At 46.5% G+C, this 15,573-nt stretch carries 15 protein-coding genes and 1 pseudogene; 3 read left to right on the top strand and 13 right to left on the bottom strand.

Going from position 1 to position 15,573, the window contains the following annotated elements:
- Window positions 1–129: 129 nt before the first annotated feature.
- A complete protein-coding gene (locus tag H9L42_RS12365) occupies window positions 130–1,011 on the bottom strand; it encodes a hypothetical protein (RefSeq protein WP_187303709.1) in 882 nt (293 codons plus the stop codon).
- An 87-nt stretch (window positions 1,012–1,098) separates the two neighbouring features.
- Between H9L42_RS12365 and H9L42_RS12360 the strand changes: the two genes are divergently transcribed.
- Window positions 1,099–1,737: a CvpA family protein gene (locus tag H9L42_RS12360; RefSeq protein ID WP_187303708.1), complete on the top strand. Its 639-nt coding sequence runs from the start codon at window positions 1,099–1,101 to the stop codon at window positions 1,735–1,737.
- A 60-nt stretch (window positions 1,738–1,797) separates the two neighbouring features.
- Here H9L42_RS12360 and srtB read toward each other — a convergent pair whose 3' ends face one another.
- From srtB to H9L42_RS12305, 12 genes and pseudogenes are all read right to left on the bottom strand, one after another.
- Window positions 1,798–2,556: a class B sortase gene (gene srtB / locus H9L42_RS12355; protein WP_187303707.1), complete on the bottom strand. Its 759-nt coding sequence runs from the start codon at window positions 2,554–2,556 to the stop codon at window positions 1,798–1,800.
- 123 nt (window positions 2,557–2,679) lie between these two features.
- Window positions 2,680–3,444: a hypothetical protein gene (locus tag H9L42_RS12350; protein ID WP_187303706.1), complete on the bottom strand. Its 765-nt coding sequence runs from the start codon at window positions 3,442–3,444 to the stop codon at window positions 2,680–2,682.
- Between the two features lie 27 nt (window positions 3,445–3,471).
- On the bottom strand, window positions 3,472–4,263 hold the full coding sequence (locus tag H9L42_RS12345) for a hypothetical protein (RefSeq protein ID WP_187303705.1): 792 nt from the start codon (window positions 4,261–4,263) through the stop codon (window positions 3,472–3,474).
- A gap of 181 nt (window positions 4,264–4,444) precedes the next feature.
- Window positions 4,445–4,882: a hypothetical protein gene (locus H9L42_RS12340; RefSeq protein WP_187303704.1), complete on the bottom strand. Its 438-nt coding sequence runs from the start codon at window positions 4,880–4,882 to the stop codon at window positions 4,445–4,447.
- A gap of 23 nt (window positions 4,883–4,905) precedes the next feature.
- Window positions 4,906–6,207: a phenylacetate--CoA ligase family protein gene (locus tag H9L42_RS12335; RefSeq protein WP_187303703.1), complete on the bottom strand. Its 1,302-nt coding sequence runs from the start codon at window positions 6,205–6,207 to the stop codon at window positions 4,906–4,908.
- A 27-nt stretch (window positions 6,208–6,234) separates the two neighbouring features.
- Window positions 6,235–6,810 (bottom strand): indolepyruvate oxidoreductase subunit beta, encoded by a 576-nt coding sequence (locus H9L42_RS12330; RefSeq protein ID WP_187303702.1) that lies wholly within the window; start codon window positions 6,808–6,810, stop codon window positions 6,235–6,237.
- Window position 6,811: 1 nt separating this feature from the next.
- Window positions 6,812–8,539: an indolepyruvate ferredoxin oxidoreductase subunit alpha gene (iorA, locus tag H9L42_RS12325; protein WP_187303701.1), complete on the bottom strand. Its 1,728-nt coding sequence runs from the start codon at window positions 8,537–8,539 to the stop codon at window positions 6,812–6,814.
- Between the two features lie 25 nt (window positions 8,540–8,564).
- Entirely contained in the window at window positions 8,565–8,879 is a 315-nt protein-coding gene (locus H9L42_RS17460) for a hypothetical protein (RefSeq protein WP_465270667.1), read from the bottom strand.
- 144 nt (window positions 8,880–9,023) lie between these two features.
- A pseudogene (locus H9L42_RS17455) lies at window positions 9,024–9,641 on the bottom strand (phenylacetate--CoA ligase family protein); the annotation flags it as partial.
- A gap of 381 nt (window positions 9,642–10,022) precedes the next feature.
- On the bottom strand, window positions 10,023–10,475 hold the full coding sequence (locus tag H9L42_RS12315) for a hypothetical protein (protein ID WP_187303700.1): 453 nt from the start codon (window positions 10,473–10,475) through the stop codon (window positions 10,023–10,025).
- 271 nt (window positions 10,476–10,746) lie between these two features.
- Window positions 10,747–10,941 (bottom strand): sulfur carrier protein ThiS, encoded by a 195-nt coding sequence (gene thiS / locus H9L42_RS12310; RefSeq protein WP_187303699.1) that lies wholly within the window; start codon window positions 10,939–10,941, stop codon window positions 10,747–10,749.
- A complete protein-coding gene (locus tag H9L42_RS12305; protein WP_187303698.1) occupies window positions 10,932–12,833 on the bottom strand; it encodes an aldehyde ferredoxin oxidoreductase family protein in 1,902 nt (633 codons plus the stop codon). The genes thiS and H9L42_RS12305 overlap by 10 nt, the downstream gene beginning before the upstream one ends.
- Before the next feature lie 414 nt (window positions 12,834–13,247).
- Here H9L42_RS12305 and H9L42_RS12300 point away from each other — a divergent pair, with 414 nt between their 5' ends.
- Together H9L42_RS12300 and H9L42_RS12295 are read left to right on the top strand one after the other, a co-directional pair.
- The gene (locus H9L42_RS12300) at window positions 13,248–14,249 is read left to right on the top strand and encodes a helix-turn-helix domain-containing protein (RefSeq protein WP_187303697.1); all 1,002 of its coding nucleotides are present in this window, start codon (window positions 13,248–13,250) and stop codon (window positions 14,247–14,249) included.
- An 11-nt stretch (window positions 14,250–14,260) separates the two neighbouring features.
- Window positions 14,261–15,475 carry a saccharopine dehydrogenase family protein gene (locus tag H9L42_RS12295; protein WP_187303696.1) on the top strand — a complete coding sequence of 405 codons (1,215 nt, stop codon included), beginning with the start codon at window positions 14,261–14,263 and terminating at the stop codon, window positions 15,473–15,475.
- Window positions 15,476–15,573 lie beyond the last annotated feature (98 nt).

The raw sequence follows: 15,573 nt of genomic DNA, 5'->3' as shown, positions 1-15,573 counted from the left end.
GGGTTCCTGCTGTCAATATTTTAATTATCACGGAGCATAATCTCTCATAAAAGATAAGCCCCGAATCCATCGGGGCCTATCTTAAAGATTTTTTGGGACATTTTCAAAAATGCTTGACAGCGAATTTCCTTAGTTTTCTGCTCCAAACGGGGACTCGATCTCACCGGTCTTCCGATTAATCGCCGCAATCCAATAACCATACGCGACCTGCCTGTTTTTTAGCGGCGCGTCTTTCGCATCGGCATGGTATCCTTCGGCACCCAAAATTGGCTGCCACAAAACAAATCCGGACCTTCCTTGATCCGGCTGTTCCTGTTCTAGGAACCGGCCCGGCACCCCAATATAATAATAATTAAAATCTGTTCCGAAAATAAAATGCCGATATCGAGAGATCATATACCGAGCTCCCGGCGACACCATGGGGAAACGTCCCAGGTTGACAACTCGAATCCAGTCCGCATCCGTTTTATCCTCCTTAAACGGAACCGTCCTGTCATACATTTCCCGTTTGTTTTCAATTTCCCCGCAGCACTCAAGTATGTATTGATTATAATACTGATTGTATGTAACCGATCCGGATTTCTGGCATTTTATTTTTTCCTTTTCTTCCATATCTCCCCGCAGGATTGGATGAAGAGGCTCTCTGCTGTCTGTGGTGGAAACAGCCGCCACAACCGCAATCTGAAAGTGTTCCAGTCCGTTTCCTTTCCCATCAACATCTACAGGGTTCAAGCGCAGGTAAGTTTCCCCTCTTCCTCTACTGCTCAAAAGTAGGCTTCCAACGATTTTATAGATGGTTTTTTCATTCTTTTTTCCAAAGAACAGCAGCTTGTAGACATATCCGCCCCGTTCAAAGTAACGAAGATTATCCGCGCCGATCCGGACCGCTCCCCGTTCTCCTCCTGTTTCGATTTTCAAGTATCCTTTTATTGGCCTCGTTTTATCCTGCGCAAAATTATGATTTTGCTCCTCGAGCATAACGAAGCTCTTTTTATGGTGCATATTCTGCATGGCCTGTGACCTCCTTGATTTTTCATCACTTTTCTAGTAATATATGAACATATTTTATTGCCTATTCGAATAAGTGGAGGTGTAATTTTGATTTTCGATGTAATTGTGGCCGCAATCATCATCCTGACAATGGTTTCCGGTTTCCGACGTGGATTTATCTATACATTTTCCCATACCTTAGGTTGGATCGGCGCTATGATCGCGGCATTCTTTCTCGCATCGCCTCTGCGGACTCTGCTCTCTGAAAAAACAGGTCTTGATGACCATATTTACACAGCATTCTTGAACAAGTTTTCCATTTCTTCCGACGCGTTAAGCTCTTCCTCGGATACCTTCCCCCTTATTATGGGACAAATTACAGAAACCGCGGAGAATGCGGCGGAAGCGCTGTCAGAAAGGCTTACCGAACTTACTATGCTTCTCTTATGCTTTTTCTTGATTTTGATTGCCGTGAAAATAATTTTATTTTTTCTGACCATTGGTCTTTCCAAACGCAGGGCAAAGGGGTTTACGGGATTTTTGGATGGACTGCTTGGGCTTCTGGCCGGTTTTCTAAGAGGCGTAGTATTTGTCTTTTTATTTTTGGCTTTGCTTCTGCCGATAGTGAATCTGGTTTCTCCTACCAGTACGGAACTGATTCTCTCAGGTCTGGACGCATCTTATTTCACGCGAACACTCTATGACAGTAATTATCTGGTGCTGGTAATTAATGATTTTCTATCATAGCCACAAAACTCAAAAAGAACTTCCCACTGTTTTCTGTGGAAAGTTCTTTTTACGGTTGTTTTATCTGATTCGCTTTACCACCACCGCGAATCTGCCCATCCGATCTTCAACATGGTAGCTGCAGGTAGAAAGGGTCAACAGCTGATCTCCATATTCCGCCTCCACGCCAGTGTCATACTGGGAGAGCGCCCGGACACCTTGCAAGTATTCATTAAAGTCCTTCTCGCTGGTGATTCCCGCATAATTATAGTATTTAAAGACGGTCTTATCTTCCGGATAGATCCGCGAATAAAAAGCTGCCAGAACCTCATATTCTCCCTGTCCGCCTTTATAAATCGTGTCAAATTTTATCGTTTTATGAGATTTATAAAAATCTTCATCCGCATATTCCAGCAGATCATGGAACATGGTTCCGTCCTTCATATTGTGTCCGTAGAGCAGCCAGTTGGAAGTGGGTTTGAATATGTCGCTGGCCGCGTCAAGAAACGGCACGCCTGACACACTATACTCTTTATCGAAGTTCCGCCGCAGATAAAATTCCGGGTCATCCTGCGTCTGCATTACCGGATAATCAATATTGGTTCCGTCCACGGTAATCCATCCGATAATGTCCGAATTTTTTTTATAAAGATTTACATATTTTCCAATTACAACTCCCTTATCTGTAACCAGATCTTCCTGCTCCGTTTTCAGTTCGCCCAAATCCGTCAAAGCTTTCTCCGCCCGCCATCCGGTCACGTAATGGTTTACAATCGCACCGAGCGCGCCGACGAAAACCATGAGCGCGATTACAAATATGATTTTTCTTCCTAAGCTCATATAGTTCCTCTTTTCTTTACTGGTACTTTATTGTATCACAAAATTGCAAAAACACCTGAAAAATTTCAGATGTTTTTGCTAAAAATACGTTTTGCCCCTTCTTCATTCCTAATTTGGTTTCAGCTATTCTTTTATATATCCGGCCTCCATATCCCAGCCCGCGAAAATAAGATATTTCGTCTTATTATATTTGAATTCCCCGAACAGAATACTTTTCCTTGAGTAATCCACTTCCTTATCCGCTTTATAAGTCAGAACTTTCGTCTTTCCCGGTCGAATGGCTCCTGCCTTTGCTTTCAGTTCATAGATTCCGGCAGCTTCCAGTTCCTGAGGGGTGGCACTCTCTCCCAGCTCCGCCGCCTGCTCCAGGGAATCCGCATCTCTGAAAAAAATCCCGTTTTTTGTAAAGTTCATATTATAGCGGCTCTTGTTGGTTATTTCCAGCTTAATGGTATCTGTTTTTTCACTTTTCTTACTCATGTACCATTCCCAAGCGGGCGTATTGGTCGTTACCGCTCTCTGCACAGCGCTGAATTTACTGTACTTCTTTTTTCCTTTTACAATTTTGTAGGCGCGTACCTTATAAAAGTACGCCTTGTTTTTCTTTAATTTTTTATTTGTCCAGGAAGTTGTTTTTCCCTTTTTTATCGTCTTTACTTTTTGGTACTTGCCCTTTTTCTTTGCTGACCGATAGACCTCATAACCTTTGGCTCCTCTGACCTTTTTCCAGGTATTTTTTATGCTTTTACTTCCCGCCGCGTGATTGGTCAGCGCCGGTTTTTTCAGAGTGGATGCCGCTGAAACGGAATCAGCTGTTCCTAATGCCGGTACAGCTGTCATCAGCATTGCCAAAATCAGAATCAACGAAATATGTTTTTTCAGACTCATTCTTTCCTCCTTAACTTTTCCGCAAGTTTACTGATACACCCAATACGCCTCTCCGTGCTTATAGCTATGTCGGGTTCCATAGTCCTTTTTATGATAACGGAATGTACTCTCCACATAGCCGCCCTTCTGATACTTTACCGCCTTCTGCGTTTTATACTTTAAGGTGATGCTTTTTCCGGGTTTCACTGTATATTTTTTGTTCATACTGGTAGGATAAATCCCTTTCGCTTGCAGGTCCGCATTTGATGAATTCACTTTTTGCTCGCCCGTCATTGTGTCCCATCTTTTCGCGGCTAATGAGTTTTTAAAATATATCCCGTCTTTTGCGAACGTCATCCTGAATTTGCTTTTATTCGTGATGGTCAGCTTAATGGTTTTAGTCTTTTTGGATTTTCTACTAATGCTGTACGACCAGTTAGGATAATTGGTGGGAACAGCCCACTGAACACTGCTAAATTTGCCGTACTCCTTTTCACCGTCTGTAATCCGGTACGCCCGCACTTTATAGTAATAGCCCTTTTCCTTTTTCAAGTTCCTGTTTGTCCAGGATACGGTCTTTGCCCTGTTTATAGTCTTTACTTTTTGGTACTTTCCCTTTAATTTCGTGGCACGATATATTTCGTAGCCTTTCGCGCCTTTCACCTTCTTCCACGAATTCTTTATGCTTCTGTTCCCCACAGCGTGGTTTACCAGCTTGACTCTCGCCAGTTTTAATTCTTTTTCAGCCGCGACTGCGGTTTCCGCCGTTATAGCGGGTACAATTGTTAAGATCATAATCGCAGCGGCAAGCAGCGCAATGTGTCGTTTTTGATTCCGCATCTTTTCCTCCTTGTCCTTCAAATAACACAATTTCTATCCATGTCTTGATTATACTTGTATTTTTTCTTTCCTACAAGATAGAAATTGGAAAAGACAAAATCTTCAAAAATTATGGCATAAAAAAACCTGCTGATAGGCGGTTCAATCCACGCCCTCACAGCAGGCTCTTTTCATCCTTTCCTTATTTTCCGATATTCCCCAGTTCATGCGCTTTGTACAGCTTTACATTGTTGCTCAGCAGGACGTCAATCGCTTTCTGCGGATCTTCCACTTTCAGAACAATAATCGCCGCGCCTTCTTTGGAACGGATTGTAGAATAAATATAATTTACGCCAATATTTTCTTTTGCCAGGATTTCCAGTACATCAGCGAATCCGCCCGGACGGTCTTCCAGTTCCACCGCGATCACTTCCGTGATGCTGGCGGTAAAGCCATGCTCCTTCAATACTCTGGTCGCCTCTTCCGGATCATCAACGATACATCTGAGGATTCCGAAATCCACGGTATCCGCGATACAGGAAGCTTTAATATCAATTCCATCGTTTCCCAGTACTCTTGTCAGCTGCGCCAGTCTCCCAGTCGTGTTTTCCACAAATACGGACATCTGTTTAATTAACATCTTTGTTTCCTCCTAATCTTCAGTTACAGCTTTCTTGTATCTTCCACTCTGACCGCTTTTCCCTCGCTCCTCGGCAGGGTTCCCGCGTTCAGGAAACGAATCTTACATCCGATTCCCAAAATGCTGCGAAGTTCGTGATCGACACGGGTTCTCAGGTTTTCCACAAATGTAATATCATCAATTGCCAGACCTTCCGCCAGTTCGACAGCCAGTTCAAAGGTGTCTTTGTTATCTTCTCTGCCGACATACAATTTATAGTTCATCGTCAAAGTTTCAGAGAATCTGGAAATCACAGTCTCAACCTGAGACGGGAATACATTGACTCCGCGGATGATCAGCATATCGTCCGTACGCCCGAATACACGGCTCATTCTCACCAGAGTTCTTCCACATTCACACTTTTCATGATTCAGATAGCAGATATCCCTTGTCCGGTAACGAACCAGCGGCATGCCTTTTTTACCGATGGTTGTGATTACCAGCTCTCCCTTTTCTCCGTCAGGAAGCGGTTCCAGGGTATCCGGATCAATGATTTCCGGGAAGAAATAGTCTTCCATAATGTGCATACCCGCGTTCTCACTGCAGCTTGTAGAAACACCCGGACCCATAACCTCCGAAAGTCCGTAAATATCATGAGCGTGGATTCCCAGACGCTTTTCAATTTCATTGCGCATGCCTTCGGTCCACGGCTCCGCTCCAAAGACTCCTGCTTTCAGAGAAATCTCTTCCGGGGACAGACCCGCTTTTTCCGCTGCTTCCGCAATCGTCAGCGCGTAAGACGGGGTGCAGCACAGGTGGGTACTCTTCAAATCCTGCATGAACATCAGCTGCTTCTGTGTATTTCCGCTGCTCATGGGAATGACAGTGGCACCGATGGTTTCCGCGCCGATATGCGCCCCCAGGCCGCCGGTGAACAGTCCATACCCGTAAGCTACCTGAACGACGGATTTCTTCGTCGCTCCCGCCATGGTCAGACATCTTGCCACACATTCTCCCCACATATCCAGATCGCCGCGGGTATATCCCGCAATCTTAGGCTTTCCCGTAGTTCCGGAAGACGCGTGAATACGGACAATGTCTTCCATATCCGCCGCGAATAATCCGTTCGGATAATTATTTGCCAAATCTTCTTTTGTAATAAACGGAAGCTTTGTAATGTCCGCCAGAGTCCGGATATCCCCCGGCACAACACCTTTTTCCTCCATCTTTTTTCTGTACGGTCCTACGTTCTCATACACATAGTCCACCGTTTCTTTCAGCCGTTCCAGCTGAATTTTTTGCATGGCTTCCCGATCCGCACATTCGATCGCTTCATTCCAAATCATAATCTTTCTGGTTCCTCCTGTTTTCCATTATGCATTGTATCCTTTTTCAAAAGCTTCTTTATTCAGCTCGACAAACTTTGGTTTTACTGTGCTTTCAATCTGCCGAACCCAGGTTTCTTTCGGGAATGGCAGTTCTTTCGCCATCGCGCCTAAAAGCACGGTGTTGACCGCCTTCGCGCTTCCACATTCCGTAGCGATTCCAAGGGCGTCCAGAGCCGTCACTTTCTCCGCGTTTTCTCTTAAAAAGCCCAGGATATCCGCAGGGTATTCCGCCTGTCCCATAATGACCGGCATCGGTTTAATCTGCTGGGAATTCACAAAGATCGCGCCGCCTTTTTTCAGATAGGAAATCCAGCGGTACGCTTCCAGTTCCTCAAAAGCGACGATCACATCCGCGCCGCCTTCTTCGATAAGCGGAGATCTCACTTCCCCCTCGCTGATTCTCACATGGGTCACGACGCTTCCGCCCCGCTGCGCCATTCCGTGGACTTCCGCGAGTTTTACGTCATATCCTTCTTCCAGAGCGATCTTTCCCAGCAGAACACTGGCAAGGAGGGTGCCCTGTCCGCCGACACCTACGATCAGTATATTTATATCCTTCATCCTATTTTACCTCCTCTTCAATCGCTCCAAACGGGCATACGCGTTTGCACAGGCCGCATCCTACGCAGCGTTCCGCCGCGATGACAGGTCTTCCGTTTTCCATTTCAATAGCCGGGCATCCGATATCCATGCACTTTTTGCAGTTCTTGCAGCTATCTGTGATTACATGAGGAATATTCGGCTGTTTTACAATCAGCGCGCACGGACGCTTAGTGATGATAACGGAAAGTTCCTCTCTCTCTGTTTCTTCTTTGACTGCTTTTTCCACAGCGGGAAGGTCAAAAGGATCTACTTCCACAATATGTTTTACGCCGCAGGCCCGGGCCATATCCGCGATATCAATGGCAGGCGCAGGTTCTCCTTTGGCGTTCTTTCCGGTAGACGGATTGTCCTGATGCCCGGTCATTCCCGTAATCCGGTTGTCCAGAACGATTACCGTTCCCGTAGACTGATTATAATTCATGTTGATAAGACCTGTAATTCCGGAATGGAAGAAAGTCGAGTCTCCCAGTACCGCTACGGTATCCTTCGCCGCTTCCGCGCCTCTCGCTTTTTCAAACCCATGGGCCATTGTGATAGACGCGCCCATACAGAGACAGGCGTCCATGGCTGAAGTCGGAGGCAGCGCGCCCAGCGTATAGCATCCGATATCGCCCATTACGGTCTTTTTCAGCTTTCCTAATATGTAGAACAATCCTCTGTGCGGGCATCCCGCGCACATGAGCGGCGGCCTTCCCGGCGCCGGCTGGGCGGGAACATGCTCCGGAGTTTCTCCGGTAAAGGCTTCCCGAATCATATTCGCGGAATATTCACCCTGAATCGTAAACATGTCCTTTCCTTTGGCGGGGATTCCCATGGCGCGGATCTGCTCTTCAAAGAACGGATTTCCCTCTTCAATGACATAGACTTCTTCCACCTGCCGCGCGAATTCCCGAATCAGATCCTTGGGAAGAGGATTAATGATTCCCATTTTCAGCACGCTGGCCTGAGGCAGAGCTTCTTTGACATACTGGTAGCAGATCCCGCTGGTAATAATACCAATTTTTTTGTCGTTCATCTCGATCCGGTTAATCGGGAATTCTCTGGAATCTTTTTCAATCTGATTCAGGCGTTTTTCCTGCGCGATATGCAGTTTTTTCGCCATAGCCGGCATAGCGACATATTTTTGTATATTTTTTTCGTAAGGTTTGTTTTCTCTTTCTTCCCGCTCCCCAACAGTAACGATTCCTCTGGAATGGGAAATCCGGGTATTGGAACGCATCAGAACCGGCGTATCGTACTTTTCGCTCAGTTCATACGCGTATTTCATAAAGTCTTTGCATTCCTGCGCGTTAGCAGGCTCCAGTACCGGAACGCCCGCGCCTTTTCCATGGTAGCGGGAATCCTGCTCGTTCTGACTGGAGTGGCATCCGTTATCGTCGGCTACCAGGATAACCAGACCGCCGGTAACGCCTGTGTAAGCAGCCGTGTAAAAAGGATCCGCCGCCACATTCAGTCCTACATGCTTCATGCAGGAAAGGGCTCTGGCTCCTCCGATACACGCGCCGACCGCGACTTCTGTGCCTACCTTTTCGTTAGGCGCCCATTCCACATGGATTTCATCATACCGGGCCGCCGCTTCCGTCACTTCTGTACTCGGAGTTCCCGGGTAGGAGGAAATCACCTTTACTCCTGCTTCGTAAGCGCCTCTCGCGAAGGCTTCATTTCCTAACATTATTTTCTTTTCCATGTCCAACCTCTTTACTCAGTGTTTTTTATTTATTCTTTCTATGATCGATTACCCGTCTTCCTTTTCCTTCAAAACGCGGCAAGGTTCCCGGTGAAACCAGCGTAACTTTGGCATCAATGTTCAGGATGACCCGCAGATTATGTTTAATCTTAGCTCTGAGAGCTTCCAGTTTTGTGAAGTCATCCAGCAGTGACGCGTCGGAAAATTCCACTTTAACCTCGATTCGATCCATATAGCCTTCGCTCGTCAGCACAATTTCGTAGAACGGTTCTACCTCTTTCATTCCCATGACAACGGACTCGATCTGGGACGGGAATACGTTGACTCCGCGGATTACCATCATATCGTCGGTACGTCCCTGAATCTTAGCCATCCGCATAGAAGTTCTTCCACATTCGCACGGCTCGTCATTCAGCCAGCTGATGTCCCTGGTCCGATATCTGAGAACCGGGAATGCCTGTTTTACGAGAGATGTGATGACCACTTCCCCCTTTTCTCCCATCGGCAGCGGTTCTAACGTATCCGGATCAACGATTTCCGTATAATACTGGTCTTCGGCGATATGCATGCCCTGCTTCAGATAGCATTCGCCGGCGTAACCCGGGCCTCCCACCTCGGAAAGGCCATAGTTTTCTGTAGCCAGGATGCCCAGCTGCTTTTCGATCTTCGCCCGCATTTCTTCCGTATGGCCTTCGCCTCCGAAAAGCGCAAGGCGGAGCTTAATCTTGTCTTTATCGATTCCTCGTTTTTCGATTTCGTCAGCCAGGTACAGGGCATAGGATGGTGTGGCAATCAGAATAGTCGAACCAAAGTCCTGCATAATCATAAGCTGTCGCTCTGTATTTCCGCTGGAAAGAGGAACAACCATAGCTCCGATTTTCTCCATACCGTAATGAAGTCCGAATCCTCCGGTAAACAGCCCGTATCCAAAGGCAATCTGCACAATATCATCAGGCGTGCCTCCCGCCGCGCAGATCACTCTGGCCATAATTTCCGACCAGTTGTCCAAATCCTGTTTTGTGTATCCTACGATTTTGGGTTTTCCTGTGGTTCCTGAAGAGCCGTGAATCCGCACCACTTCTCTTTTATCGACCGCGAACATCCCGAAAGGATAGCTGTTTTTCAGATCCTCCGCGGTCGTAAAGGGAAGATGCTTTACATCCGCCAGGGTTTTAATATGTTCCGGTTTTAACCCGATCTCATCAAATTTGCGCTTGTACAGAGGCACCCGTTCATAACAGGTTTCCACAGTCTTCTTCAGCCTCGCCAGCTGAATCTCCCGTATGGTCTCCTTGTCCGCGCACTCCATTTCTTTGTTCCAAATAATATGTTCCATTGTTTCTCTCTTCTCTGCTTAGAATTTGTCTCCGATTTCGAGCTTTTTCGCCCGAGTCGCTAATACGAATATTCTATCTCATTTTTATGGAAAAATCAAATTTTTATGAGAGGCTTGGCAGGGGTTATGCAAGGAAATCCCGGCGGTTCAATCATGGTCTAAAAAATATTCAATTCCGTTCTTCTGTCCCACCTTTCCCAAATACCAGTATCCGTCATATTCAAAGAAAAAGGACAGAATGGAATTTTCTCCATGAGAGCAGGGTGCCGCCAGATGAAATTCAATCCGCTTAGTCTCCCCCGGCTCCAGGACAGTCTGGGTTCCCGCGTTTCCCGCTATCGAACCGGCGGATCCGATATTGTCTATGTAGTGTGCCTGCTGCGCGACCCGCATCTCTGTTTGCCCCAGGTTCGTCAGGCGCAGGATCGCCTGTTCATCTTTTTGTGAATAAAAAGTCAGTCCTGCCGCAAAGGCAACTTCCGATTCGGGACTATTGCCTTCCGCCGCGTTCCGGCTACCCGAAGAATCCGCAAAAACCAGCCCGGTTGCCACCGCGAAAATCAGTGCCGCAATCAGCACTCTTGTCAGTTTCTTTTTCATTATTTTGTCCTCCTTGTATAACTGGCACAATCAGCAGGAATGACTGGCAAGGAGAATCCGGATCAGGTTCTGGGACAGATTGTGCTTTAATTCTATTGTACGGGAAACACCGCGGCTCTGTCAGCCTCTATATTTTTCTTTTTTTCCTGAAAAACCAACAAAAGAATATCAGAAAACGGTTAATTCTATTCGTAAAACCAATGTTAATTTTTTGTAAATTTAAAAGCCGGTGATATGGACACATACCGCCGGCTCAACGTGAAGATAAATTTTATCCGCCCGCCATAATCCGAAGGAGGCGTATCTCATCTCCTTCTTGTATTACGCAGGTTTCGTATTCCGCGGAAAGCAGCTGGCGCCCGTTAATCCAGACGGCTGCCTTACGCATTTTCCGCTGTTTAATTAGCTCTGATACTGTCATGCCTTCCTTCAGCATCATTTCTTTTTTATTAAGTGTTACAAGCATAATTTCTCCCGTACCCATCCAAGGCCGAGACGCTCGATGGTTTCCTGTGTGGGGTTTCCGGTCTCCGCGTCCCACCCGGCATATTCATAATAGGTTGTCAGTGTGTGTTCGAACTGTTCCGGCGTAATCTGCGCGACCTCTCCAGCTTCAAGTTCCACCGGAAGGAAGGCTTTCTTCGGCAGAGTATCATCTTTCCTTGAAAACCCTAGTTTTTGGTTAAAGAGACGCATCATATTGATGCGGCGCTCTCCGATTTCCTGCAGCTCCGCGATGGAAGTCTCCCATCCGATTCCATATTTACAGAAATTCACCAAATCTTGCGGGCCGTACAGCTGCCACGCCGGTCCCCACGCGAACTGACACAGACACAGGCTGTCCATCATAGCGTAGAACTTCTGAGTCGCGTAAGCAAACCGGGCCTTGTTATCATCCAGCACACCATAGCGATCGCATTTTTCAAAATGATCCAGCATGTTCGGCCAAATCCAGTTCTGGTCGTCGTCCGGAGCCATCAACGCCGGATCATGCTCAGAGGACTGATGATCCGCGCCAAAAGGGTTCGCCGCGTAGTTCAGGGCCAGGTTCGGTTTAAACTGTACCATATGAGCCGGCCACTCCTGCCCTTTACAGGCAACCACCAGTTCTTCCGCTTCCGGGCCTAATTCTTTCGCCGCGGCGGCGCTGCCTTTCGCCAGAAGCTCGCCAACTCCCTTTTCTCTGCGGGCGATTTTTTTAATCAACGCATCAAACACCGCTCCGTTTCCAAACTTCAATTCCAATCCATCGGTATCTTTTTCCGTGAGAATTCCTTTTTCAAAACATTCCATCGCCCACGCGATAGTCGCGCCGCAGGTGATTGTATCCAACCCAAACATATTGCAGAGCTGATTCGCGTGGCAGATATCTCCCAGATCCGTGTTTCCGCAGTAAGAGCCAAAGGTGGCGCAGGTCTCGTATTCCGGTCCTCCGTATTCCGGATCCGCTTTGCCCGGTATGTCCACCACACCCTTGCACCGAATCGCGCAGCCAAAGCAGGTCTCCCGCTTTTTCAGAACCGTATTGGTGATCGTTGTTCCGGCCGTTTTAATCCAGTCATCCATTAGACCTTTCTCCCAGTTGTAAGACGGCAGAAAGCCTTCCGCCGCGTGACCGTCCACGCAGCCCGCGGATCCGTTTACCGCCGTATCCACAATGGTATCGTTGGCCGCCATTTTCTCTTTCACATTGAGAGTCAGATATTTCTTCATATTATCCGGATCCTCCGGAAGAACCGGCGGCGCCTTTTTTACCACCAAGGCCTTCAGGTTCTTTGAGCCCATAACAGCTCCCACTCCGTTCCGTCCGTTAGCGCGGCTCCTTCTGTGCATGATAGCGGCGTAGGGAATCTGATTTTCCCCCGCGGGACCGATAATGGACGACTCAAATTTGCGATGTCCCAGATCTTCCGCAATAGCCTCTTCCGCTTCACCTGTAAGCATTCCCCACATTTTTGACGCGTCCCGAATCTCCGCTTTGTCCTTTTCGATATACAGGTATACCGGGGTATCCGCTTTCCCTTTTATTACAATGCTGTCCCAACCATTTCCTTTGACCGCGACCGGAATAAACCCTCCTACCTGAGAATCCCCGGCAGTTCCGGTCAGTGGACTTTTGGTCGTTACACACATCCGGCTCTGACCGCTGATAGGAATCCCGGTCAGCGGGGAGACGGAAAAAATCAACATATTTTCCGGAGACAACGGATCAACTCCGGGATCCATTTCCCGCAGCATCAGATACATGCCAAGCGCGGATCCGCCCGGATATTTCCGATAAGTCTCCGCTTCCAGCGTTCTGGTTTCAATTACCCTCTCCTTTAAGTCAATGTATAGGATTCGTGCATCTTTTATCATCTTATCCTCCACCTTTCCTCTTGCACATGCACAGTCCATCTTGTCCCGACCCGGCGCCCTCTTCCGCTTTCAGGGACAAAAAAAGTGCGCAGGCGAGACTAATTGTCAAATCAATCCCTCTCCTTCGCACACTGGCAGGCAGCCGGATCGCTCCCGCTACCCTGACGTTTTCGCCGGCACAGGGTGTCAAACGAAAATCGGAGTTGGTATTCACATTATTATCTCTATATTACTTTGAATTTTCTGTCTTTGTCAACCAATTTTCCTCCATTAATTTGTTGTAATGTTGGTATTTATTTGCCTCTATCTAAAAAATCTTATTCTACGTTGCCATCTTCGAACATTCAATGCTATACTTTTACCATTGCGAAAAAAATCCGACAATTTATTTATAAAAGATAAGGAGGGGCAGATATGATCTCAAATACACTTTTTATTACCTATACTATCATGTGTTTTCTCAGCCTCCAGGCCATTACTCTGATTATTATAATCGGGAAACATCGGGATGTAGGTAAGACACGGCTGCTGAAAGCTTCCGCTTTTTTTATAGTTATATCAATTATATTGGGGCTTTTCTATTATATTACATATTACCGTGAGCTTGTTTTGGGGGAATTTGCCGCAAATATCTTCCTCAGAGCCTTGGACTCTGTTATTTTTTACGCAATGGGGTACAGTTGGGTCAAGCTAATTGACGCGATTATCGTTTCTCCCAATCCTAAAATGGCTCTGTGGCGAAAATATACAAATAAAGTTTTCGCGATCCTAATGATTTGCTCTGCTATGATTTATATTTTCCTTTTAGATGAATATTATTCCACCGATCAATTTTGGGCAGAAGTCATCGTAATTGTGGCAGAAATTGTACTTGGTCTTACGGTCATCGTTTTTATAGCTGCTTATATATGGCTCGGATATCGGGATCTGTTGGACAAGGCCAGCCGGCATTATATTCTTACAGTCAGCATTTTGGTAAATTTTAACAATCTATGGAATAATACAGTCGTTGTTTCTGTCTTTATCCACCAGGTGGATATAGGAGTAAAATGTACCCTCCTTTACGGAGTGACTTCGATTTTGTTGTTGATCATTAATTTCCTTACAATTTTTTATATGTATAAAAAGGATTTTTCTCCGCTTTTTTTCGAAAAGGATCATAAATCCCAACCCGCGCTTACAGAGGAAGATCTTATTAATCTGGTAGCGGAACAGCACCGCCTGACTCAGCGGGAACGCGACGTGTTTTTTCTTGCCTATCAGGGACTGACCAATCCGGATATCGCGGATCGCCTGTTTATTTCCAAGCATACAGTCAAACGTCACATGCACAATATTTTTGAAAAGCTGGACGTTTCGACAAGAGTGGAATTAATGCATCTTGTTCAGTCTCAAAGTGATCATCCACGGATCTAAAATCAAAAATATTGAAATTTCAATCGAATGGACCATGTGGTCCATTTTATGATTTTGAACGCGCGAAGAAAGTCGCCAATGAAATATGCGGCGGCGGAAAGTTTGTCCCGGCTCAGATCAACGCCATGGACGCGGAAAGTATTAAAGCAGTAGCAAAAGAACATGATATTACATTCGCAATGAACGCGTGTGATCCGAGAATGAATGAAACGATTTTTGATACCTGCCTGGAAGCCGGCATCGGTTATCTGGACTGCGCGATGACTTTAGGTACTCCTCATCCGGAAAAGCCTTATGAATTATCAAATATTAAGCTGGGCGACTATCAGTTCGCCAAGCAAAAAGAGTGGGAAGCTTCCGGACAGATCGCAATCTGCGGTTCCGGCGTGGAACCCGGCATGGCGGACGTCTTCGCCAAATACGCGGAAAAACATCTCTTTGACAAGATTGATGAAGTAAATGTAAGAGATGGAGATAATTATGGCAATACAGATTCCGATTTTGGTTTCTCCGTATGGACCACCATTGAAGAATGTCTGGCGCCTCCGGTAATCTGGGAAAAGAATGAACAGAATCCGGACGGTCACTGGTTCTGTACCGAACAGTTCTCGGAACCGGAAGTATTTAACTTCCCCGGCGGAATCGGCGATGTAGAAGTCGTAAATGTAGAGCATGAAGAAGTTCTGCTTGTTCCAAGAGAAATCGACTGCAACCGCTGCACGTTTAAATATGGTGTTCCGGCTGATTTCAGAAAGAAACTGCTGGTGCTGCATGAATACGGTCTGGCGGATAAACATACAAAGATTAAAGTTGGAGACAGTGAAATCACACCAAGAGATTTCGTCTGCAAAGTAATTCCGAGCCCGGTAGACACGACGATGACTATGACCGGAAAAGGCTGCGCAGGTACCTGGGTAACAGGCTGGAAAGATGGAAAATACAGATCCGTATATCTGTATCAGATAGCAGACAATCAGGACTGCATTAAAAAATTCACAACAAACTCCGTTGTCGCTCAGACAGCTGTAGGTCCTGTTATTATGATGGAACTGATTGCCAAAGGGATCTGGAATGACGCCGGAGCTTGGGGGCCGGAACACTTTGATCCGGATCCATTCGTAGAACGTCTGGCAAAATATGAATTCCCTGCAGGAATTAAAGAAATGGATTCCGAATATGCGGATATGTTGAATGAGCAGAAAATGCTGGAGGATCTGAATCAGTAATCCAAACATTTCTTATAGGAGCGGGGCGGGAAACGGAGGCAGCGAAATAAGTCAATGCTTCTATAACTGCCCCGGTATCCAAATCCAGAAAGGAGGCA

Source organism: Zhenpiania hominis, assembly GCF_014333425.1.
Lineage (GTDB): Bacteria > Bacillota > Clostridia > Peptostreptococcales > Anaerovoracaceae > Hominibacterium > Hominibacterium hominis.
The sequence above is the reverse complement of the archived record's forward strand: the minus strand, read 5'-3'. Positions and strand labels throughout refer to the sequence as shown.